The sequence below is a fragment of the Bradyrhizobium sp. 26S5 genome, assembly GCF_036923295.1.
Classification (GTDB): domain Bacteria; phylum Pseudomonadota; class Alphaproteobacteria; order Rhizobiales; family Xanthobacteraceae; genus Bradyrhizobium; species Bradyrhizobium septentrionale.
In genome coordinates this window covers 2,669,510-2,692,171 of record NZ_CP145948.1, presented here as the reverse complement: position 1 = coordinate 2,692,171, position 22,662 = coordinate 2,669,510, and the positions used below count along the sequence as shown (strand labels likewise).

20 protein-coding genes are annotated in these 22,662 nt (G+C 63.6%); 6 read left to right on the top strand and 14 right to left on the bottom strand.

Going from position 1 to position 22,662, the window contains the following annotated elements; translation table 11 throughout:
* Nucleotides 1-149: 149 nt before the first annotated feature.
* Nucleotides 150-455, top strand: coding sequence for a hypothetical protein (locus V5279_RS12635; RefSeq protein WP_338697745.1), 306 nt, complete (start codon nt 150-152; stop codon nt 453-455).
* Between the two features lie 171 nt (nt 456-626).
* Nucleotides 627-959 carry a hypothetical protein gene (locus V5279_RS12630; protein ID WP_338697743.1) on the top strand — a complete coding sequence of 111 codons (333 nt, stop codon included), beginning with the start codon at nt 627-629 and terminating at the stop codon, nt 957-959.
* Nucleotides 960-1,165: 206 nt separating this feature from the next.
* On the opposite strand, the gene serA is transcribed toward V5279_RS12630, so the two are convergent.
* The 8 genes from serA to V5279_RS12590 form a co-directional block, all read right to left on the bottom strand.
* The gene (serA, locus tag V5279_RS12625) at nt 1,166-2,416 is read right to left on the bottom strand and encodes a phosphoglycerate dehydrogenase (RefSeq protein WP_338697741.1); all 1,251 of its coding nucleotides are present in this window, start codon (nt 2,414-2,416) and stop codon (nt 1,166-1,168) included.
* Nucleotides 2,417-2,741: 325 nt separating this feature from the next.
* Entirely contained in the window at nt 2,742-3,041 is a 300-nt protein-coding gene (locus V5279_RS12620) for a hypothetical protein (RefSeq protein ID WP_338697739.1), read from the bottom strand.
* 166 nt (nt 3,042-3,207) lie between these two features.
* On the bottom strand, nt 3,208-4,434 hold the full coding sequence (locus V5279_RS12615) for a Zn-dependent hydrolase (protein WP_338697737.1): 1,227 nt from the start codon (nt 4,432-4,434) through the stop codon (nt 3,208-3,210).
* A complete protein-coding gene (locus tag V5279_RS12610; protein WP_338697735.1) occupies nt 4,431-5,261 on the bottom strand; it encodes a type 1 glutamine amidotransferase in 831 nt (276 codons plus the stop codon). Before V5279_RS12610 ends, V5279_RS12615 begins: the two co-directional genes overlap by 4 nt.
* Nucleotides 5,262-5,264: 3 nt before the next feature.
* Nucleotides 5,265-6,437: an iron-containing alcohol dehydrogenase gene (locus tag V5279_RS12605; protein ID WP_338697734.1), complete on the bottom strand. Its 1,173-nt coding sequence runs from the start codon at nt 6,435-6,437 to the stop codon at nt 5,265-5,267.
* A gap of 9 nt (nt 6,438-6,446) precedes the next feature.
* Nucleotides 6,447-7,832 (bottom strand): aldehyde dehydrogenase family protein, encoded by a 1,386-nt coding sequence (locus tag V5279_RS12600; RefSeq protein ID WP_338697732.1) that lies wholly within the window; start codon nt 7,830-7,832, stop codon nt 6,447-6,449.
* Nucleotides 7,833-7,866: 34 nt separating this feature from the next.
* Nucleotides 7,867-9,234, bottom strand: a complete 1,368-nt coding sequence (locus V5279_RS12595; RefSeq protein WP_338697730.1) for a glutamine synthetase — start codon at nt 9,232-9,234, stop codon at nt 7,867-7,869.
* Nucleotides 9,235-9,284: 50 nt separating this feature from the next.
* Nucleotides 9,285-10,628 carry an aspartate aminotransferase family protein gene (locus V5279_RS12590; protein WP_338697727.1) on the bottom strand — a complete coding sequence of 448 codons (1,344 nt, stop codon included), beginning with the start codon at nt 10,626-10,628 and terminating at the stop codon, nt 9,285-9,287.
* A gap of 350 nt (nt 10,629-10,978) precedes the next feature.
* Between V5279_RS12590 and V5279_RS12585 the strand changes: the two genes are divergently transcribed.
* From V5279_RS12585 to V5279_RS12575, 3 genes are all read left to right on the top strand, one after another.
* Nucleotides 10,979-11,800 carry a DeoR/GlpR family DNA-binding transcription regulator gene (locus V5279_RS12585; RefSeq protein ID WP_338697724.1) on the top strand — a complete coding sequence of 274 codons (822 nt, stop codon included), beginning with the start codon at nt 10,979-10,981 and terminating at the stop codon, nt 11,798-11,800.
* A 13-nt stretch (nt 11,801-11,813) separates the two neighbouring features.
* Entirely contained in the window at nt 11,814-12,815 is a 1,002-nt protein-coding gene (locus tag V5279_RS12580; protein WP_338697722.1) for a helix-turn-helix domain-containing protein, read from the top strand.
* Nucleotides 12,816-12,882: 67 nt separating this feature from the next.
* Nucleotides 12,883-13,674 carry an inositol monophosphatase family protein gene (locus V5279_RS12575; RefSeq protein ID WP_338697720.1) on the top strand — a complete coding sequence of 264 codons (792 nt, stop codon included), beginning with the start codon at nt 12,883-12,885 and terminating at the stop codon, nt 13,672-13,674.
* A 26-nt stretch (nt 13,675-13,700) separates the two neighbouring features.
* Here V5279_RS12575 and V5279_RS12570 read toward each other — a convergent pair whose 3' ends face one another.
* Both V5279_RS12570 and V5279_RS12565 read right to left on the bottom strand, forming a co-directional pair.
* Nucleotides 13,701-14,657, bottom strand: coding sequence for a choline/ethanolamine kinase family protein (locus V5279_RS12570; protein WP_338697718.1), 957 nt, complete (start codon nt 14,655-14,657; stop codon nt 13,701-13,703).
* Nucleotides 14,654-15,610 carry a phosphotransferase gene (locus V5279_RS12565; protein ID WP_338697716.1) on the bottom strand — a complete coding sequence of 319 codons (957 nt, stop codon included), beginning with the start codon at nt 15,608-15,610 and terminating at the stop codon, nt 14,654-14,656. The genes V5279_RS12570 and V5279_RS12565 overlap by 4 nt, the downstream gene beginning before the upstream one ends.
* Before the next feature lie 201 nt (nt 15,611-15,811).
* Between V5279_RS12565 and V5279_RS12560 the strand changes: the two genes are divergently transcribed.
* Nucleotides 15,812-17,218, top strand: coding sequence for an amidase (locus tag V5279_RS12560; RefSeq protein WP_338697714.1), 1,407 nt, complete (start codon nt 15,812-15,814; stop codon nt 17,216-17,218).
* 4 nt (nt 17,219-17,222) lie between these two features.
* Here the strand turns inward: V5279_RS12560 and V5279_RS12555 are convergent, their stop codons facing one another.
* From V5279_RS12555 to V5279_RS12540, 4 genes are all read right to left on the bottom strand, one after another.
* On the bottom strand, nt 17,223-19,043 hold the full coding sequence (locus tag V5279_RS12555) for an ABC transporter ATP-binding protein (protein WP_338697712.1): 1,821 nt from the start codon (nt 19,041-19,043) through the stop codon (nt 17,223-17,225).
* Between the two features lies 1 nt (nt 19,044).
* Nucleotides 19,045-19,962, bottom strand: coding sequence for an ABC transporter permease (locus V5279_RS12550; RefSeq protein WP_338697710.1), 918 nt, complete (start codon nt 19,960-19,962; stop codon nt 19,045-19,047).
* Between the two features lie 2 nt (nt 19,963-19,964).
* Nucleotides 19,965-20,945 carry an ABC transporter permease gene (locus V5279_RS12545; protein WP_338697707.1) on the bottom strand — a complete coding sequence of 327 codons (981 nt, stop codon included), beginning with the start codon at nt 20,943-20,945 and terminating at the stop codon, nt 19,965-19,967.
* Between the two features lie 109 nt (nt 20,946-21,054).
* Nucleotides 21,055-22,617, bottom strand: coding sequence for an ABC transporter substrate-binding protein (locus tag V5279_RS12540; RefSeq protein ID WP_338697705.1), 1,563 nt, complete (start codon nt 22,615-22,617; stop codon nt 21,055-21,057).
* Nucleotides 22,618-22,662: the final 45 nt, after the last annotated feature.

The window sequence follows — 22,662 nt, the reverse complement described above, 5'->3', positions numbered from 1 at the left end:
ATTCCACCTGCGTCTCGCGCGAGACGAGATCCGCGCAAAGTTTTCCGAACGCTCGTCGCTCTCCGAGGGTAATCCTACTCCCTCACTGGAGGCTGCCTGCTCGCGAACGGCATCCCCCAAGGCATTTTGATCGCTCAAGAGAGATTTTTATGGCCGAAGCCAAAACCAATACTCCCGATTCCGAACGCTTGCCGCTCCCTGCTCTCGGATATCCGCTGCTCCTTGCCGTACTGGCAGCCTGCGGCCTGTACGCAGTTTTCATCTCCGGCCCTGCCATGCGGATAGCCGCCCAGGAACAGCGTGAGCGCGCTATTGCCGATGAGGAACGCCAATCCTGTGAGATGTTCGGAATGCGCTCGGACAATGCCGCCTTCGCCGCGTGCAGCAGACAGCTGGCGATCATCCGCCAGAAGCAAGTCGACCGTGATAACGCGGCCGCTCAAGGCATTCTCTAGCAACGCTCGGTTCGAGACCAAGCGTCGTCGTTTTACTTCGCGTGTCGCAACTCACCCATCGTCAGGCGCAGGAGCCCTCGTCTGTGCCTGGTGTGCAGTTTTCTTTTCTCGATCCCCTCAAGAAGGAATTTGGTTATGATTCGACGCACAGTGCTTGGTTTGGGTGCAGCAATGGTCTGGATCGCTTCGGCCGCCGCACAGGAGTCCCCGCCCTCTTACCAGGCAGACCCGACGACCTACAAAGTCATCTTCGAGGATCAGAACTTCCGCGTGATCGCCGGCACCTGGAAGAAGGGCACCACTGACAAGCCACACTCCCACCCCGTCCCCTTCGTGGTCTACGCGCTTAGCGATTGCGTCCTGCGGCTTCACAATCCGGACGGCACAGTTCGCGAGAACAAGACCAAGGCCGGAACGGCCTTTGCGGGACCCATTACAGCCTCGCACACCGCTGAAAATGCCAGCGAGTCGGATTGTCAGGGCATTTTCGTTGAACGCAAGTAATTCACCCTGAGACGACCGGTGGTGCGGCAAACGACGCACCACCTCCTGGCATCTTGGTCGCATCGGGTGCCGTTCACAACGTCAAGCTCGTGCACGCACCTGGCTCCTAAATCCGAATTTCGAATCACGAACCCGTCCAAAGGCGGATGGAAGCCCTTTCGACTTACCGCCAACAGGACAACATTTCGCCACGCACCGCCATCTCATCACCCCTGCGGCCGGTTCTGGTCGTACAGCACCCGCACGCGGATCGTGCCGTGAATAGCCTTCAGCTCGGCCAACAGCTCCTCGCCTTCGCCGCCGACAACGTCGGTCTCGAGCACGACGTAGCCGACTTCCGGGTCGGTCTGCAGGTATTGCGCCAGGATGTTGATTCCGTGCCGAGACACTGCGTCGTTGACCTGACGCATCACGCCGGGAACGTTGCGGTGGACATGGATGAAGCGCGTACCGGTCGGCCGCGCCGGCAACTGCACCTGCGGAAAATTGACCGCGCCGAAGGTCGAGCCGACATCGGAATAATCAATCAGCTTGCGAGCAACCTCCCCGCCAATACGATCTTGCGCCTCCTCCGTCGAACCGCCGACATGCGGCGTGAGGATCACGTTGGACAAGCCTTGCAATGGCGAGACGAAGCGGTCGTTGTTCGACGCCGGTTCGACCGGAAACACGTCGACCGCAGCACCTGCCAGCCTGTCCTCACGCAGGGCGCCTGCCAGCGCATCGAGATCGACCACGGTGCCGCGCGAGTTGTTGATCAGATAGGCCCCCGGCTTCATCAGCCCAAGCTGGGCCGCGCCAATCATGTTGGCGGTGGCCGGCGTCTCCGGCACATGCAGTGAAACGACGTCGCTGGCCGCGAGCAGATCGTCCAGTGTCTCGACCGGCTCGGTATTGCCGTGACGCAATCTGTCGGTGTGATCGAAATAGATGACGCGCATGCCCATGGCTTCCGCGAGATTCGATAACTGCGAACCGATGTTGCCATAGCCAACGATGCCCAGCGTCTTGCCGCGCACCTCGCGGCTACCCTCGGCGGACTTGTCCCAGCCGCCAGAATGAGCGGAGATCGACCGTGGAAATATCCGGCGCAACAGCATCACGATCTCAGCGATGGTCAGCTCAGCCACGCTGCGGGTGTTGGAGTATGGAGCGTTGAATACCGGAATCCCAAAGCGTCGCGCGGCATCAAGATCGACCTGGTTGGTACCGACCGAAAAGCAGCCAATCACCATCAGCCGGTCGGCAGCCTCAAGGATCTCCGCGGTCAACTGTGTCCGCGAGCGGATCCCCAACATATGGACGCCGGAAAGTGCCTGCTTGAGCTCGCCAGCACCCAGCGCCTTCGGCAGACGTTGCAGCTCGGTATAGCCATTGCCTTCGAACATGCGTGCTGCCGAGTCGTTCACGCCCTCCAGCAGCAGGACGCGTATCTTGGTTTTAGGGAGAGACAACATCGTCGAGATTCGCCTTCGTCATTCCGGGCTCGCTCTGGAAGAGCTACCATGCACAACTTCGATCACTGCATCGCCGGTGGCAGGGTGAATAGCACAACGTGATCGTCCACATCAGAAACGCAGGCACCATCTGCGGGACGCGAAACCGGACGGTATCAAAATACCCAACAAATGACGGAGCCTGGAACAAGGCGGTCGGAGCCGATTTCCAAACGGGCCGCCAGCCAAGCTGGCCGCTTACATTTTAGTAATAAAATCAATGGCCTGAATATGGCTTGGGCGGGAGGGATCGAACCTCCGAATGGCGGAATCAAAACCTGTTTGATTATCCAATGATTTCAATGTGCATTTGGAAAAAATGCCGAAAACGGCCTCTAATGATATCAGTAGCTTGGCAGCCGTTTCCAAATGAAAAAGCTCCACCAATCACCGTGCAAGCGCAGTGTTTGGTCACGGTCCGTCCCTTTGCGGGCACATCGACAGGCGTAGTCGGCGCCACGTCGTACCGGCGGGTTTCCTTGATCACATCGTCAAGGTTTGGCTTCTTCCCGTTAATCGAAAGCGCGAGCTGCTGGTCGAAGCCGTCATAGAAGGCCGTATTGACGATGTCATAGGCCTGCGACAAGCGAAGGTCGCAGCTTCAGTCGAAGCGACGCGCTCTATTTTATGCGAGGTCAGCCGCTCATAACGGTCTGGTTGCAGGTTCGAGTCCTGTCGGGCCCACCAGCAAATCGATCACTTGTCGGGGTGGTGCTCCTTCATCGTCCATGAGGCACCGCACCCGAAACGCCTCACTCCTTCGCGGTGACCATGCCCCACAACACCTCGGTGAGCACGGCGTAGCCTTTGTCGAGCGCCGCGGGCGCCGTGAACTCACGCGGGTTGTGGCTGAGCCCGCCCTGGCTCGGGACGAAGATCAGCGAGGACGGGACACATTTCTGGATCGCCAGCGCGTCGTGGCCGGTGATGGTCTTGAACGTAATGGCCTTGAAACCGAGATCGGCGGCGGCAGAAAGAACCAGGGCCACTCCGGCCGGGTCGAGCAGGGTCCCCGCTCGCTTCTCGTCGGCAGCGATCGAGAGGCCGATGCCAATCTCGCCCGACTCGCGCTCTATACGCTTCAGAAAGCGGTCGCTGATCGCCGAGACCACGGCTTCGTCTTCATGCCGGATCTCGAACCAGACCCGAACACGGCCTGCCACGACATTCGGCGAGTTGGGGTAAACGCTGATGCGCGCCGCGGAGGCATGGGCGCCCGCATTCTCGCTCGCGACCTCCTGGTAGAGCGCCTCGATCGCCCGGGCCGCTGCGCGAAGGGCGTCGCGGCGGAGCGCCATCGGCATCGGTCCGGTGTGCGAGTAGTCGCCTTCGAACATCACCGATATCTTGCGCGTCATCCACGCGCCGGACACCGCGGCAATGTCGGCGGCCGCCTGCTCCAGGCGATCGCCCTGCTCCACGTGCAGCTCGACATAGCGCACCGGATTGTGTTCGAGCGGCGTCGTACCGCAATAGCCAATCGCTGACAGCGCCTCGCCCAGGGTGACGCCCTCTCCGTCGCTGCACGCGTATGCATCCTTCAAGCTCAGGGCGCCGGCGAAGACGGAGCTGCCCGTCAGGCTGGGCTGGAAACGGGCACCCTCCTCATTGGTCCAGTTTATGACGGCGAGGTTGCGTCGCGCGGCGCCGGGATTGGCAAGGCAACGCTCCCTGACTGCCTCGACCGCGAGGATCCCGGCAAGGACGCCGAAGGCCCCGTCGTATCGTCCTCCTGTCGGCTGGGAATCGAGGTGCGAGCCGGTCATGACGACATCGGCGGACGCAGGCGCCAGCATCGCGACGCCAAACAAGTTGCCGATCGCATCGATCCTGGGAACAAGACCGCGATCGACGATCTCGCGCAGGAAGAGGTCCCTCGCCTCCTTGTCGAGTGCCGTTCCGGCCAGCCGGCACACGCCGCCGTCGTCGGTCGCGCCGATCCTGGCAAAGCGCGCGATGAGGTCATGCAATGCGGTCATGTCTGCTCCAGCGATGCGATCCAGTTTCTCAGCTCGGTCTGCCGACAATCATGGCTCAGGATGTCGCGGTGAAGTGCAAATTTCCAGGCGAGATCGCCACGCCGCTCATCCGCGTCGAGCGCCGAGAGGTCGGCCGCATATCGCGCGAGCGCGTCCAGATCGGCAAAGAAGCCCTCGTCAACCAGGATCTGTCCGTAGCGCCGGATGACGGTCGCGACATCGTGCAGGCGATATTCGGGATGATATTGCACGCCCCAGAATAGCCCAAGACCGAAACGGATCTCCGCCGCCTGAACCTCGCACATGGCGTTCCAAGCGGTGACGGTTGCGGACTGCGGAAGGCGGGTGACAGTATCGCTGTGGATGGCCGGCGCGTCGAACATCGCCGCACGGCCAACGTGCATGGGATGAGCGCGGCCTTCAGGCGTCAGCGTGATCCTGCGCGCGAATCCGACCTCGCGACCCGCCGAGTTGGGACCGACCTCGCCACCCGCCGCGACCGTCGCGAGCTGCAGGCCCCAGCACGAGCCGAACATTGGCAGGCCGCGGACGAAGATCTCGCGCACGAGGTCGATCTGCCGCAGCGCCTCGACCTTCCGCTGGTGGATATTCAGGGCCGATCCCGTGATCGCGATGCCGTCGTAAGCGTCCAGCGGTTGCGGCAGAGTGAGGCTCGCATCGGCCGGCGTCGCGATATCAACGGCGGCGCGAGGTGCAAGCGACCGCAGGACCGCCGCATAGCTCTCCGCGGGCATCGCGCCCGCCGTCTCGGCGATCCGTCGCCGGTCGGCCACCGCGTTGCCCTCGAGGACGAGCAGGCTCAGCACGGTTCAGCTTCCAAGATCGCCTCGAATGGCGGCCAGCGTCAGCTGCTTGAACTCCATCTCGGTCAACAGCCGCGGATTGGCACCCGCCGTCGGATCCTTGACGGCATCGGCCGCGATCGTTCCGGCATCGACCTCCTTCACGCCGAGCTCGGCGAGCGTATGCGGCACGCCGAGCTTCTTGCGGAAGGCCAGCAGCCAGGACAGCACGGCGTCGAAGTCATGGCCCGGCAGGTTGAGCGCGCGGGCAATGTGCGGAATCTTGTCGGCGATCGCAGCCTTGTTGCAGACAAGGACGTAAGGGAAGACCACACCATTGGTCAGCCCGTGATGCGTATCGTATCGGGCGCCGACCGGATGGGATACGGAGTGGATCGCTCCCAACCCCTTCTGGAACGCGGTGGCTCCCATCGAGGCCGCGGCGAACATGTAGGCGCGAGCTTCGAGGTCGCGACCGTTCTCGACCGCGCGCGGCAGATAGGTATCGACGATCTTCATCCCCTCAAGCGCGACGCCGTCGGCGAGCGGGTGAAACGCCTTGACGCAGTAGGCCTCGAAGCAGTGCGAGAGCGCATCCATGCCGGTTGCCATGGTGAGAAACGGCGAGAGACCGACCGCGAGCTCGGGATCCTCGATTGCGATCCTCGGCATCATCATGGGATGGAAGATGATCTTCTTCTCATGAGTATCTTCACGGGTGATCACACCGGCGCGGCCGACCTCGGACCCCGTGCCTGCCGTCGTCGGCACCGCAATGATCGGCGCGATGCCCTTGGTGTTGGCGCGCGTCCACCAGTCGCCGATGTCCTCGAAGTCCCAGACCGGCCGCGACTGCGCCACCATGAACGCCACGCATTTGCCGACGTCCAGCGCCGAACCTCCGCCCACCGCGATCACGCCGTCATGGCCGCCGGCCTTGAAGGCATCGACGCCGGCCCTCAGGTTCGTTTCGGTCGGATTGGCCTTCACGTCGGAAAACACGGCGAGCGGAATGCCCGCCTCGCGCACGCGGTTGACAATGCCGACGATGAGATCGGTCTTGGCGAGCCCGTGGTCCGTGACCAGCAACGGCCTGGTGAGGCCGTTGGTCCGGCACGCCTCCGGAAGCTCGGCAATGCGGCCCGCGCCGGTGACGACGCGCGTCGGGAAATTCCAGGCGCCGGTGATCTGAACATCCATGTGCTGCTCTCAATGCTCGATGCGAAGGTGGAATGATTTGGGGCGGGTCAGCGCCTCGAAGCAGAGGCGCGACATGCCGGCACCACGTCCGGTGTCCTTGACGCCGGTCCACGCCAGGGCCGGATCGACATAATCGCAGCGGTTCATGAACACGGTGCCTGTCGCGATGCCGTCGCCGATGCGTTCGGCTGCGGCGGCGTCCTCGGTCCAGACCGATGCGGTCAGACCATAGGAGCTGTCGTTCATCAGGCCAACCGCCTCCTGATCGGAGGAGACCTTCATGAGGCCGACCGCGGGCCCGAAGCTCTCCTCCATCATCACCCGCATCGAGTGATCGACGCCGATCAGAACCTGAGGCATCAGATAGGCCGTACCGATCTTGTCCGCCGGGAACCGGGCCGGATCGATCAGAGGCCGCGCGCCCTTTGCCACGGCCTCGCCGATATGGGCGCGAACGGTATCGGCAAAGCGCGCCGCCGCCATGGGGCCGAGCGTCGTGTCCTGCGACAGCGGGTTGCCGAGCTGGTAGCGCGCGGTCAGGCCCGCAAAGGCGTCCACAAAGGAGTCATAGATCTGCTCATGCACATAAATCCGCTCGATGCCGCAGCAGCACTGGCCGGAATTGTAGAAGGCGCCGTCCACGAGCTGCTCGACCGCGAAATCGAAATCGGCGTCCGGCCGCACATAGGCCGGATCCTTGCCGCCGAGCTCCAGCCCAAGGCTTATGAATGTCCCGGCCGCCGCCCGCTCGACCGCCAGGCCGCCGGCGACCGAGCCGGTGAAGTTCACATGGTCGACCGAGCGCGATGAAATCAGCTCGCCGGTCGCGGCATGGTCGAGCGTGAGCGTCCTGAACAATCCCTTGGGCAGGCCGACCCGGTCCAGTGCCGCCTGGAAACGCTCGCCGACCAGCAGGGTCTGCGCGGCATGCTTCAGGATCACGGCGTTGCCGGCCAGCAGCGCCGGCACGATGGTGTTGGCCGCCGTGAGATAGGGATAGTTCCAGGGCGCGATCACCAGTACGATGCCCGCGGGGACGCGCTTGATCATGCGGCGGAAGCCGGGACGCTCAGTCGGCACGATCGGCGCCAGCGCCTCGTCGCTGAGCTCGACCAGTGCGCGGACGCGCTCCTCCAGGCTGCGCAGTTCGCCGCCATAGCGCACCGGCCGGCCCATCTGCATCGCAAGCTCTGGAACGACCTCGTCGTTCTGCGCCCGCATCTCGTGCAGGAAGGCGAGCATCATGGCCTTGCGCTCGGTGAGCGGCACTCGCGACCATTCTTGCTGCGCCTTCCGCGCTTGCGCGAGAGCCGCTGCGATCTCGGCATCTGTTGCGACGGGCCGCCGGGCAACGTCGCTGCCGTCGACTGGCGAAATGCAGACGATATCGTTCACGTGATGTCACTCGTTTCGAAAGGGAGGATCCGTCTCAGATAATCTCGAAGTAGCGTGCGAGCTCCCAGTCGGTGATGGCCTTGCGGAACTCGCGCTCCTCCCACTGCCGCGTCATCGCGTAGTGATCGACGAAGACGTCGCCGAACAGGTTGCGGGCCGCCTGCGAGGCGACCAGCCGGTCGGCGGCCTCCGACAGCGTGCGCGGAAACGCGCGCCCGGGCGGATGCTTGCGCTCATAGGCATTGCCGGTGATCGGCTCGTCCGGTTCGATCCTGTGCTCGATTCCCCAGAGGCCCGATCCGAGCGCAGCCGCGATTGCGAGATACGGATTGATGTCGGCGGCGGCGACGCGGTACTCGACGCGCTGGCTCGCCGGCTTGCCGGGAATCACGCGCAACGCGCAGGTACGGTTCTCGATCCCCCAGGTCGCATCGGTCGGCGCCCAGAAGCCGGGGATCAGGCGCGAGTAGCTGTTCACGGTCGAGGCAACCATCGCAAGCAGCTCCGGAAGCAGCGCCTGCTGGCCGCCGACGAACCAGCGCATGATGTCGGACATGTCGCCGGGCCTGCCGTTCTGGTGAAATACCGGATTGCCGTCCCGGTCGCGCAGCGACAGATGCAGATGCCCGGATTGTCCGGGATAGGCGTTCGACCATTTGGCCATGAAGGTGAGCATCTTGCCCTGACACTCGGCCCAGACCTTGGAGAAGGTCTTGAACAGCACTGCGCGGTCGGCGGCGGCAAGCGCATCGGTGTATTGGATCGCGGCCTCCAGCACGCCGGGTCCGGTCTCCGTGTGCAGGCCTTCGACCGGCATGTCCATCTCGTTGCAGAGCTTGAGCAGCGAGCGATGAAATTCGGACTCGACGGAGGCGCGCAGCATGGAATAGCCGAACCAGCCCGGCGTGAGATTCCTCAAGCCGCGAAAGCCCTTCTCGCGCACGCTGTGCGGCGTCTCGTCGAACACGAAGAACTCGAACTCCGCAGCCACGGACGGCGAGAACCCCATACCCTCGGCACGATCAATGACGCGGCGAAGCAGCCGGCGCGGACACAGCGCGGCCGCGGCGCCCTCGAACTCCCCGAGGAAGAACAGCATGTTCTCTTCCGTCGGCACATTGCGGCAGGTCGAAGGATCGATGCGCGCGGTCGCGTCGGGAAAGGCGGTATGCCAGCCGGTGAACGCACAATTGTCGTACATCTGGTCGCTGGAGTCCCAGCCGAACACGATGTCGCAGAAGCTGAAGCCGCCCTCCAGCGCGCCGACGAACTTGTCGCGCGCGAGATATTTTCCGCGAATGACGCCGTCGAGATCGACGATGCCGAGCTTGACGTGGGACAGGCCCCGCTCCTCGACAAGAGCCTTCGCCTCGGCGGCGGTTCTTACGCTTCTTGCATCCATGATCTTCAAATCTTCGGCTTCTGTGGCATCGCGGGCTATCGGCGATCGCTTCAGGACGCGGCGATCTCGCGCAACTCCTCGTCGCAGGCGGTGATGAATATGTCGGCGTGGTCCTTGCCGAAGCACAGCGGTGGACGAATCTTGAGCGTGCTGCCGAACGGACCGGCAGCACCGATCAGGATGCCGCGCTGGCGAAGGCGGTTGATCAGCAGGCCCGCGAGCTCCGCTGCGGGCTCCTTGCTGTCGCGGTCACGCACGAGCTCGAGCCCGATGAACAGGCCGGCACCACGAACGTCTCCGATGTTCATGTGGCGATTGCCGATCTCGCGCAATCCATCCATCAGGTGACGGCCGGCCTCGCGCGCATTCTGCATCAGGCCCTCGTCGTCGATGACGTCGAGCACGGCAAGGCCTGCGGCCGCGGCCACCGGGTTGCCGCCGAAGGTGTTGAAGTACTTCACCTCCGAGGCGAAGCGATCGAGCAGTGCGGCGCGCATGGCGACGCCGCCCATCGGAAAGCCGTTGCCCATGGGCTTACCCATCGTGACGATGTCGGGGACGACGCCATGGCGCGCGAAACCCCACATCGCCGCCCCGGTTCGTCCGAAGCCGGGCTGCACCTCGTCGGCGATGAACAGTCCCTGACGTTCGTGGACGAGCTTCACGGTGGGTGCCAGGAAGCCGGCAGGGTCGGGATAGATGCCGTCGCTCGAAAAAATCGTGTCCACCAGCAACGCGGCAAAGCCGAAGCCGCTTCGCTCGAGATCGGTGATCGCTGCGGCAACGCTGTCAGCAAAGCGCTGGCCAGGATCGCCGACCGGATTGCGATACATCTCCGGTGCGGGAACAGCCCGCACGTGGGGCGGCAGCGGCTGATCGGGACGCGAGGACGGCGAGACATCGGTCACGGCTGCGCTGTTGCCGTGATAGGCGGTCTCCGTGACGATGAAGCCCGTCCGCCCGGTTGCCACTTTCGCGACCCGCAGCGCAAGGTCATTCGCCTCGCTGCCGGTGCAAGTCAGCACCAGATGATCGATCCCGCGCGGAAACGTCGCCAGGAGACGCTCCGCGTAGCCATCGACGACGTCGTTGAGATAGCGTGTGTGCGTGCTGAGCAGGCCGGCCTGACGGCTGATCGCTTCGACAACGCGCGGATGCGAATGCCCGACCGACGGGACGTTGTTGTAGAGGTCGAGATAGCGCCGGCCATCGACGTCGAACATATAGACGCCTTCAGCGCGCGCCATCCGGATCGGCTCCTGATAGAACAGGACCGAGGCCTTTCCGAACGAACGCAGGCGCCGTTGCACCGCCTCGCCGAGCTCTGGGTCCATTGACGACACCCGGCTCTGATCGAAGGCGTTCAACGCCAGAATCTCTTTTTCCTGCTGCATCGCCTGCCTTCCTTTGGCCCGCGGCCTGCGCGGACCAAAGCCGTCCCTGCAGCGATCATGCCCCAGCCGTTCCACCGCGACCTTGGAGCTATGTGCGAATTCCCACAATTGAAAAGCGGATTGCAGGCAAGAGACACCAGAACGTCAGGCATGCGCTCCGCATTCCAAAAGCATACTCCATATGTTTCAGTGCCTTATGCGATCGCCGCGATTCCTATGCGAAGTCCATAGGCAGCGCGGCGCCCAAAAAATGGGGAATTTTCCACATAATTGGTGTGGACTCACAACATCGCTTGGGGAACGATCATGGGACGGACGCTGGTGAGGTTTGCAGCCGGAGAGACAGCGGAATGACGAGTGACGCCCCTGCTGCGGCCGACAAGCGGCCACGAAAGGCCGACGGCGACCGCCTCTCGAAGCTCGCGCGCCACAAGCACATCATCTCGCAGCTCACCGCCGCGCCGACGCTGCGGGCTTCCGAGCTCGCCGCCGTGCTCGGCGTCTCCGGCGAGACCATACGTCGCGATCTGATGGAGCTTCAGGAGCAAAAGCTCATCAACCGTACCTATGGCGGAGCGTCCCGTCCCTTCGCGCTTGAACCGGCGCTGACCGATCGCAAGGCGATCATGATCGCCGAGCGCGAGGCGATGGCCGCGGTGATCGCCGACCTCATCCTGCCGAACGAGGTGCTGATGCTCGGCGCCGGCGCGACCACGTTTCACATCGCGAGACGGCTGGCCTCACGCGCGCACGATATCACCGTAATCACCCATGATTATGCGATTGCGGCAGCGCTGGCGGTCAATCCGTCGATCCGTGTGCTCTGCTGTCCCGGCCGCTATCACCCCACCGAAGGCTATGTGTTCGGCACGCAGACGATCGCGAACATCAACAGCTATGAGGCCAACCGCGCCATCGTGAGCGCGACCGGCATCAGCGCGCGCGGTGCGAACGATGCCGACGATGAGGCCGGCGCCATCTATGGCGCGATGGCCAAGCGCGCCGCAGAGGCCATCCTGGTGGCCGATCACAGCAAATTCGACCAGCGTGCGCTCACCGTCTTCGCACATTGGACCGATATCGATCGTCTGGTTACCGATCGGCAACCAGAGGGAGCTCTGGCAACCGCTCTCCGTGCGGCCGGAACGGAGATCATCGTTGCGCAACCCTGAGAAAGGCCCAGCCATGGCACGCCTGACATCTGTTGCTTCCTGCGAGGAACACACCGGCCTTCATGTTGGCAACGACAAAGGCCCCGGTCCCACGCAGGATTGGCCGACCCGGATCGGGCGCCTCGATCTCGAGCTGATCGGGCCGGACCACGCCTTTGCCCGCAACTGGGAGCGCGTCGCCTGCATCCACGATGCCGCCTATGTGCTGGTGTTTCCCCTGACCGGATGCGTCGCATTCAGCCAAGACAGCCGCATCGGGATCGCACGTCCCGGCGAATATGTCCTGCTCAGCGAACTCGCCTTCTACGAACTGTCGTCCGACAAGACCGCGCGCTTCCTGATGCTGCGCATTCCGGCCGCCGAGCTGCGCGGCCGGCTTGTCTCGGTTGAAGATCACATCAGCCGGCGTTTCAAGCCGAACGAACAGATGACGCACCTGCTCGCAGGCATGATCCGCAGCGTGGCCGAGTTGTTCGTCGCCTCGCCGCCGCCGAACCCCCAGGCGCTCGCGACCGAAATGGTCAGCTTCGTCGCGTTGACGATCGGATCGGAGGATCGCGGCGCGGCAACCGATGTTCGCAACGCGCGCTATCACCTGCGCCGCCGGATCGTCGACTTCATCGAGAGCCATCTCGGCGACCAGTCGTTGTCACCGAAAAAGATCGCGGCTTCGAGCCGCATCTCGCTCAGCTATCTCTACAGCCTGTTCAACGACAACGAGACCACGGTCAGCCAGTTCGTCCAGACCAGGCGGCTGCAGCGGGCGTACGAGATTCTGGTCGCCGACCCCAAGGGCCGACGGACCGTCTCGGAGGTCGCCTACGAAGTCGGCTTCAAGAACGTGTCGCATTTCTCCCGCTGCTTCAGCCGGCACTTCAAGGTGGCGCCGCGCGACGTTCGCCAGACGCCGGTGTCGGCGCCGCAGCCGAAGAGCCCTCCCCGAGTGGCGCTGCGCAACGGATTCGGCTCTCCCTATTGGGAGATCGACAAGCAGCCGGTCCACGAGACCGCTTAGCGCCCCATCCCAAGGCAAGGCGTCGTGCGTCCCGCGACGCCGGCGCGCCTCCCGCCCGGAGCGATCATTGGACGACATTCAGGACAGATTATCTGCAAGCGAGCTCGCTTCGTTCTTCAACGAACTTGCCGACGTGGCCGGCCGGATCGCCGTGACGCACTTCCGTTCCAGCGTCGATTTCGAGCGCAAGCAGGACCTGACGCCGGTCACGATCGCCGATCGTGCGATCGAGATGGAACTGCGGCGGCTGATCGGCTCGCGCTTCCCCGATCACGGCATCCTCGGCGAGGAGATGGGATCGACGGCCGGGGATCGCTACACGTGGTATCTCGATCCGATCGACGGAACGAAGAGCTTTATCTCCGGCATGCCACTGTTCGGCACGCTCGTCGCGCTCGCCGACGAGAGAGATGGTTCGGTCGCCGCCGGCATGATCGATATGCCCGCGCTGGCGGAGCGGTGGTACGGCACCCGGCAAGGCACCACCTTCAACGGCAAGCTGGCAAGGGTGAGCCGCACCACGCGACTGGAAGATGCACAGATCTACACGTCATCGCCGGACTTCTTCACGCCGGGCGACTGGGCCCGCTACGACGCGCTCAGCCAGAAGGCCATGTTCCGCCGATTTGGCGGCGACTGCTATCAATATGGCCTTCTTGCATCCGGCCACTGTGATCTCGTCGTCGAAACCTCTCTCAAGTCGTTCGACTTCATGGCGCTGATTCCGGTGGTCGAGGGCGCTGGCGGCATCGTCCGCGACTGGCACGGGCGGCCGCTGTCGCCGGAATCCGATGGACGAATCATCGCGGCCGCGAACGACAGCCTGCTCGAGCAGGCGCTCGCGATCCTCAATCAATAGCTGCGGAAACCATCCGGCCGCGCGGCTCAGACGAGCCGCAACCAGCCATCCCAGCGGGGATCGTACATCACGTCGTGGGCGCGCATGTATTTCCAGACACCGTACTTCTGATAGTCGAAATCCCAGTCCTTGAGCTTTCGGTTCACGACCGCCCATGACGCCCATTTCATGTCGGCGAGCGCCCGGTTGAGGATGACGCGCGCGACCATCTGCGGCCGCACCTCGCCCAGATATTGCTCGATGAGAGCCTCCGTCAGCTGCTCGTCGAAGAACATCTCGGCAAAGAGGACGCCAAGCTCATAGCTGCGTTCGTTGTTGGATGCGAACTCGTAGTCGATCAGCTTCATCGGCTTGGGAGCGCCTGATTCCGCCGAGATCAGGAAATTACCCGGCATCGGATCGTTGAAGCACGGCACAAGATCGAGACCCGACGCCAGGAACGCCGACTTGGCCTGATTGTAGCGATGCATCAGCCAGGGCATGTCCTGTGGGAAATGGGCTCCCAGCTCCCTGCCCTGCTCAATATGTTCTTCGATCATGTCGAAGATGGTCTTGGTCTGGCCGAGCTTCGGGCCGGCATGCAGACGCCGATAAAGGTCGAGAACGTCGGCCTGGATGGCGGCATTGCCGAAATCGGCATTGGTGCAGGCGCGATAGCCTTCGAGGAATTCGCTGATCTCGAGCCCGTCCGCGGCATCGAAAAAGATCACTTCGGGCGCAACGCCCATGGCGTGGGCATTGCGCGCAGCCTCATTGGCAGTCACGCGATCGATGAACATCTCTGAGCCCTCGCCGGGGACCTTGACGAAGTAGCGCCGTCCATCGCCGGATATCTCGACCAGCCAGTTCTGATTCATGAGGCCGCCGACCAGCGGGGTATAGGCGGCCTCCTTGCCGTACCATTGCGGCACGCGGGCGATCGCCGCTTCGACATTGCGCTCGTGGACTGTCGTCCCCTCGCCCATCTTCCTACGGACAGTCATGCGATCCTCCGAAGCATCTCGCCAAAGCGCGGCTCCCGGACCATCATGCGGCAACGCACGAAACGCCAGCTGGCGAACTTATAGAACTCAAACGTGTTGCGCGGCGATCTCGCGGCGAGTACGGCGCCGATCAGGCCCCAGCGCAAATCATCCGCCACGCCGTAGATGCGGGCGCGGCAGAATGCGCTCTCGTCGAATCCGCCGGTGTTGCGGCTGAAGGCGTCGCGCGCCTCCGGCTCCTGCGCGAAGGCTTCCACAAGGAAGCTGCCGAGGTCCTCCAGCGCGTCGGCCGTCGTGGCGCGATCCCAATCGATCAGGCGAACCTCGCCGGTATCGCTGATCAGGATGTTCGAGACATTGCCATCGCCATGGATCGGCACCGGCGTGATGTCGAGATTCCTGAAGGCGTCGGCGGCAAAACGCAGCTCCTTGACCAGCCATTCCGCATCCGAGGGTAGTTGCGCCTTCGCGGCCTTCGCTGCTGCATAGAAATGCTCGATCTCGTCGAAGACTCCCATGCGCCGCGGCAATGGCGCACCTGTCTGGAACAGACGCCGCGCCGCGATAACCGCGTCGACGATCTTCGGCTCCAGCATCCTCTCCAACGTGCCGACCCGCCAGCCCCGGTTGAGGTCCTCCATGACCAGAAGTCCTGCGTCCGGATCCGCGGCAAGCACCTTGGGACCGATGCCGAGATCGGATGCGCGCCGGGCCGCCTCGAAGGCGCAGGCAACGTCGATATAGAGCTTGGCGTCAACATCCATGCTCTTGATGAAGATGCTTTCGCCGCTTCCGTTCCTGGTGGCGCGCCAGGGAGAGCCGTCGACCCCGCGCCAGCTTGGCGAGGCGAGGATCGGAATGGCTGGCTCGATCACGATATCGCCGGTCCCCCATCCCGGGAGCCCGGCAATGTAGTTCCGGACCGTGGCGACTTGCGTTCCAGATTGGTTCATGACGACTTCTATCTCTCGCGCGTGTCGTTCGGCCCGCTTTTTCGCAGGCCTCCCGGTTTGATGACAAATTCGATCAAGACAGATGCAAAAGGGATGCCTCGCGCTCCACCAAATCATGCCCTTGGGGCAGCGGCACTACCCCGATGGGGGCGACTTTGGCTATCCGGACATTGATCCAGAACGCCACTTATAGAGGCCAAGATGTCTGCTGCAGAACTGATCGGGATGGACCTTGCGGGGCTGACGGAGGCATACGCATCGCGCACATTGTCGCCGGTGGAGGTGTTGCGAACCGTGCTCGGCCATGCCGAGGCGGTCAATCCCGCGATCAATGCCCTGTTCTGCTTCCGTCCGGACGAAGCCATGGCGAGCGCGCAAGGCTCGGAAGCGCGATGGAAGGCGGGAGCCGCGCTGGGTCCGCTCGACGGCGTGCCCATGACGGTCAAGGACAGCGTGGCCATGATCGGCTGGCCCTATTTTCACGGCATCGGCGCCAATCGCGCTCTGCCGCCCTCAAACTACGACTCGCCGCCGGCGATTGCGCTCCGCGAGGCCGGCGCCGTGATCTTTGCCAAGACCACGATGCCGGATTGCGGCCTGATGGCGTCGGGCATCAGTTCGCTGCACGGCGTCACCCGCAACCCCTGGGGACTCGCGTGGAATACGGGCGGCTCGTCGGCCGGCGCGGGCGCCTCCGTGGCAGCCGGCGCCGGCTATGTTTCCGTCGGCACGGATATCGCGGGCTCGGTCCGCCTTCCGGCCGCCCATTGCGGACTAGTCGGACTGAAGCCGACCCACGGCCGTGTGCCGCATTTGCCCGCCGACACCATGCGCATGGCGGGCCCGATGGGCCGCGGCGTGGACGATGTCGCGCGCCTGCTGACCGTACTGACGCGGCAGGACGAGCGCGACACCTGGAGCCTGCCCGCCGATGGCGTGCGCTATCACGAGCGTCTGAAGCGCGACGTGAAGGGACTGAAGATCGGCGTCCTCACCGACATGGGCTTCGGCATGAAGGCGGAGGCGGCGGTTCGCAGCGCAGTCGAAGCAGCCGGAAAGCTGCTCACCGGCGCGGGCGCGATCGTCGAGCCGTTCACCTCGCCGCTCGCCGACGACGCCTATGCGCCGATCGACCTGTTCCTCCAGGTGCGCGGCTATCTCGAATATACGTCGCTGCCGTCGCATGGCGACACCGCACGCGATATCAATCCCTATGTTCGTACGTGGTGTCTCGGCGGGGCGAAGCATTCGGGCGCCGACCTCTACCGGGCGCTGGGCCAGATCGGCAAGATGAAGGCGGCGCTGCTTGCGGCCTTCGAGGGCTGGGACTATGTCATCGCCCCGACTCTGCCGGTGGTGAATTTCCCGGCCGAGGAGCCGGGTGTGTCGCGCGAAATGCCGCTCGAGCACACGCTGTTCACCGCCATGTTCAACCAGACCTGCCAGCCGGCCTCCACCATCTGCACGGCATTCGATTCCCGCCATCTGCCGATCGGCGTCCAGGTGATCGGACACCGCTTCGACGACCTCGGCGTGCTGCAGGTGACCAAGGCGCTGGAAGACATGCGCTCCTTCGGGATGGACTGGCCGTTCAAGCCGCGACCCTGAGCGCTCAGGCCGCAGCCTGCGCCTGCCCGCTGTCGAGAAGGTGACAGGCGGCGAAGCGCCCCGGCGTGTGTTCGACCAGCTTCGGCGTCTCCACCCGGCAGCGGCCGAACGCCTTCGGGCAGCGCGAGGCAAAGCTGCATCCTGCCGGGATATCAATCGGGCTCGGCGGCTCGCCCTCCAGCAGGAAATCGGCGGGGTTGAACGGTTTCTGCTCCAGCGTGGGGGCCGCCGAGAGCAATGCCTTGGTGTAGGGATGCTGGGGATCGAAGAACAGCTCGCGGTTGTCGGCGATCTCGACCATCTCGCCGAGATACATCACGGCAATGCGGGTGCAGACCTTGCGCACCATTGCGAGATCATGGGAGATGAAGACGTAGGTGAGGTCGTTCTTCTCCTGCAGCTTCGAGAACAGGTCGATCAGCCTGGACTGCTCGCGCTGATCCAGCGCGGTCAAAGTTTCGTCGAGGATCAGAAGCTTGGGATCGAGGATCAGCGCGCGCGCGATCGAGATGCGCTGGCGCTCGCCGGTGGAGAGCGCGTTCGGGAGCTGCTCGTAGAGCTCGGCGGCGAGACCGACCTCGGCCATCGCCGCGATGACCCGGTTGCGCAGGTCCGCGCGGGCGACATTGCCGCGGATCAGCAGGCTCTCCTCGATCATGCGGCCGACGGTGGTGCGCGGCGGCAGCGCGTTGTACGGATCCTGCAGCAGCAGCTGGAATTCGCCGCGCGCGCGGATCAGCTCGCGCGGCGACAACGTCTCGAGCGACGTGCCGTTGAGGACAATGCTGCCGTTGTCGGGAACCTCCAGCCAGGCCAACAGGCGCGTCAGGGTCGACTTGCCGCAGCCGGACTCCCCGACAATGCCGAAATTCTCGCGCGGCATGATGTCGAGCGTCACGCCGCGCACCGCCTGCACGTTGCTGTAGGTATTGAACGTCCCCCGCTTGCGCGCGCGATAAGTCCGGACAACGTGCTCCACCTTCATCAGGGGCACTTCATCCTGCGCCTTGCGGCGGGCCGGCGGGCCCTCCGCGGTCGCCCACATGCGCGGCACGCTGGCAATGGCCTTGCGCGTGTAGTCGGTCTGCGGCGAGGCGAGCAGGTCGGCGAACCCCTGCTGCTCGACGAAGCGGCCCTGATGGAGCACGGCCGTGCGCTCGCCGAACTGGCCGAGCGTCGGCAGGGAAGACGAAAGGTAGATCGTCGCCATCCTGTGGCGCAGGCACAGGTCGTGGAGCAGCGCCACGATCTGCGCCGCGATCGTGACATCGAGCGGCTGGGTGATGTTGTCGGCGATCAGGACGGCGGGCTCGGCGCAGATCGCATCCACGATCATCGCGCGCTGCATCATGCCGCCGGAGAATTTCGCGGGGTAATCCCAATAGCGCTCTTTCGGCGATGGAATCCGGACCTCGCCGAGCAGCTGCACGACCCGCTCGCGGCATTCCCGCGGATTCCATTCCGGCCTGACGCTGTGCAGCTTCTCCGCGATCTGGGTCCCGACCGGCACCGTCGGATCGAGCGAGCTTTGCGGCTTGGAGCCGATATAGGCGATGTCGCGGCCGATCCGCACCTCGCGCGCCCCGGCGCCGAGAATGTCATGGCCGGCAAACGTGACCCGTCCGGAGCGGTACTCCAGGCTTTCCGGCAGCCAGTTCGCCAATGCGCGGCTGAGCACGGTCTTTCCGGCGCCGCTTTCACCATAGATGCCGAAGATCTCCGACGTGTTGAGGCGGAAGGAAATGTGATCGAGGATCGGCGCGGCGCCCGGCGCCGCAGCGCCGACCGTGAGGTCGTCGACCTCCAGAATGAGCGAGAGCTCCATCTCAGAGACCTCCATAGATCCGGTTGCGCGCCTTCTCGAGCGCCGACCCCATCAGGTTGATCGAGGTCAGCGCGACGGCCAGGAACACGCCCGGCGCGGTCGCGATCCACCAGGCATTGATCAGATATTTGCGGGAATCGGCGATGATGCTGCCGAAGCTCGGCGTCGGCGGTTGAATGCCGAGCCCCAGGAAGCCGAGGATCGCCTCGAAGATCATCATGCGGGCGACGTCGAGCACGGCAACGAATGCGATCGGCGGCAAGATGTTCGGCGCGGCGAACAGAAGCAGGATCCGCCAGTCCCCGGCGCCGAGCACGCGCAGGCCGCGGACATATTCCTTGCCGCGCTCGGTGACCGCGGCGCTGCGCGCCACGCGCGCGTAGAGCGGCCAGCCGGACAGCGCCAGCACGATGATGATGGTCGGCACCGTCGGCCGGGATACGCCGAGAATGGTGATCGCCAGGATGATCATCGGGATCGACAATTGCGCGTCCGTGATCCGCATGATGATGGTGTCCCACCATTTGCCCTTGAAGCCCGCGAACAGGCCGAGACCGCAGCCGATGACGAAGATGAGCAGGACCGTGACGACGCCGACCAGCAGCGAATAGCGCAGGCCGATCAGGCAACGCATCAGCATGTCGCGGCCGAGCTGGTCCGTGCCCAACGGGTGATCCCAGGTCCATTTGTCGCCGAGAAAGACCGGCGACATGAACTTGTCCTTCACCACCATCTTGGTCGCACTGATCGAGGACACCTCGGGATAGATCGCCGAGACCAGCAGCAGCGCCATGAAGATGAAGAAGCCGATCCTGAAGCTCGGCATGCGCCAGGCCGCGAGCATGATGCGGCGGTTGACCGAACGGATCCGGGCCGCCGGCAAGCCAGGCTCCTCAGCGACGATCGTGGTGGCCGTCATGATCAGATCTCCACGCGGGGATCGATCATATAGGCGACCAAATCCACAATGATATTGATGAAGACGAAGACGGCGCTGGTCGTGATGGCGATGCCCTGGATGACCGGAAAGTCACGCCCGACGACCGAGACCACGGTCAGATTGCCGAGGCCCGGATAATCGAAGATGTATTCGATCACGAGAACGCCGCCGATCAGCGTCGAAAGCTGGATCCCGAGCAGGTTGACCAGCGGCACCGCGGCGTTGCGCAGGGCGTGCGAATAGACGATGCGGCGGCGAGACAGGCCACGCACCCGCGCCTCATCGATGAACGGCGCTTGCATCACTTCGCCGAGCGAGGTCGTCAGCGTACGGATGATGAAGGGGGCGATCTCCACCGCCAGCACGAGGGCCGGCAGGATGACATAGGAAAATCCCTGGTAGCCGAGCGCCGGCAACAGCTTCAGCTTCACCGACAGGAACAGGATCAGAACAATCGCGAGCCAGAAATTCGGAATCGAGACGAATAGCGACTGCACCCCGAACGCGAGCGCATTCTGCCAGCGATGCTGGTGCAGTCCGCCCGCGATGCCGATGGGGAACGACAGCAGCAGTGCGAACACGAGCGCCATGCCGCCCAGTTGCAGCGTGAACGGCAGGCGTTCGAGGATGAGATCGATCACCGGCGCCATGTCCGACTTGGTCGGGTCGACATATTGCCCGCCGGTCGCGATCATGCCGCTGCGCGGCCGCAAATAGGATTGCCCGAGGTCACCCTGGAGCAACCCGCGCATGTAGCGACCATATTGCACGATGATGGGGTCGCGCAGCCCCATCTTGGTCGCGACCTTCTCGACCACGTCGGCCGGCGCCATGCCGCCGACGATCAGGCGCACGGGATCGCCCGGCACCACGCGCAGCAGCGTGAAGATGATCAGCGAGGTGATGAAGACGATCAGGATGCCCTGCGCGATCCGCTTGGCCAGGAATTCCAAGATCAACATCGAGAAGAGCTACCTTGCAATTCGTGAGGACCAGACCCGACCAGTCCGGCCTGCGTTTGCGACCCGGAAGAACCGGCAGGCCGGGCATGCCCGGCCTGCCCAGCAATCATCATGCCAGTGTGGCCTTGGTCATGTCCTGCATGCCGTTCGGATAGATGTACAGACCATCGAGCTTCTTGCTATAGGCATGGATGAAGACCGAGGTGAACAGCGCGAGCGCCGGTGCCTTCCTGGCGATGGTCGGCAGCGTCTCGGTCTGCAGTATCTTCTTGCGCTCCTCGATTGTCGTGGCGTTGCGCTCCTTGTCCAGCACCGCGTCGATGTCCTTGTCGACGATGCCGGTGATGCGCTTGGAGGAGGAGTGGAAGTGGGTGCGCAGGACGAGATCCGGCTCGGGCGAACCGGTGCACCAGCCGCAGTCGATCATGTTGCCCTCACCGCCGCCAGGCTTGTCGTAAAGTAGGTTGCCCCACGCCGCGACTTCGAGAGTCTGGAGATTGACCTTGAACCCCTGCTCCTGGAGCATGCCGGTAATCAACTCGGCATATTCCTTCGTCTTCGGATAGAAGCCGACCGACGTATAATAGGTGAGCTCGGGCAGGCCCTGGCCTTTGGGGAACCCGGCCTGCGCAAGCAGCTTCTGCGCCTTGTCCGGATCAAATTCTGGATAGTCGGCCACCTCGGCGTAGCCGAACTTGACCGGCGAGATATGCGCCTTTGAATAGGTGCCGGAGACGCCGAGCACATCGAGCACCTGCTTGCGGTCGATCGAGTAGCAAGCGGCCAGGCGAATGCGCGGATCGTCGAACGGCTTCTTCGAGCAGCGGAAGAACAGGTACTTGTTCTCGACCGAAACCGCCTTGTGGATGCTGAAACGAGCATCCTTCGAAATGGTCTCGACCTGCTCCTGCTCGAGCCGCTCGATGATGTCGGCTTCGCCGTTCAACAATGACAGCGTGCGCGTCGTGGTGTCGCCGACGAAGTGATACTCGACACCCGGGATCCTCGGTGCGCCGAGGAAGAAATCGGGGTTGGCGGCGAGAACGGTGGTGTCGCCTTTCTGCTCGACATATTTATAAGGGCCCGTGCCGTTCATGCGCGCCGAGAGCTGCGCCTTGTTGGCAACGTCCTTGGCCGACATGATCGGCAGGAAGGACGACAGATAGTAGTAGAGCGTCGCCGGATAGCCCTGCGCTTTGGTGTTGATGTGGCAAGTGTAGTCGTCGACGACATCGACCGTGACGAGACCGGGGTACCACTGCGCCGGACGATCGGGCTGGCAGCCATATTCATAGGTCGCCTTGACGTCGGCGGCCGTGAACGGGGTGCCATCATGAAATTTGACGCCCTTCCTGAGCTTCACTTCCATCGTATAGGCGTCGATGGGCTTCATCGATTCGGCCAGCTCGAAGATCAGCTCGTCCGGCTTTTCCGGCCGCATCGGCGCCCGCGTCAGATAGCCGAACACGAAGCCCTCGACGATCAGCTGGCCGAGATTGGTATGCGTGGTTGGGTCCCAGTTGCCGGTCAGCGCTTCCGCGCCGAGAAAGCGCAGTGTCTTGCCTTCGGCGGCAAAGGCGGAATTCACAAGAAAGTCGGGATTGACCCGCCCGAAGCCGAATGCCGCGGCCCCGGCGAGTCCCCCTAACATCAAGTCTCTGCGGTTGATCATATCGTAATCCCTCGATGATTTCGGCAACGCTGAAACTGCTCTCGA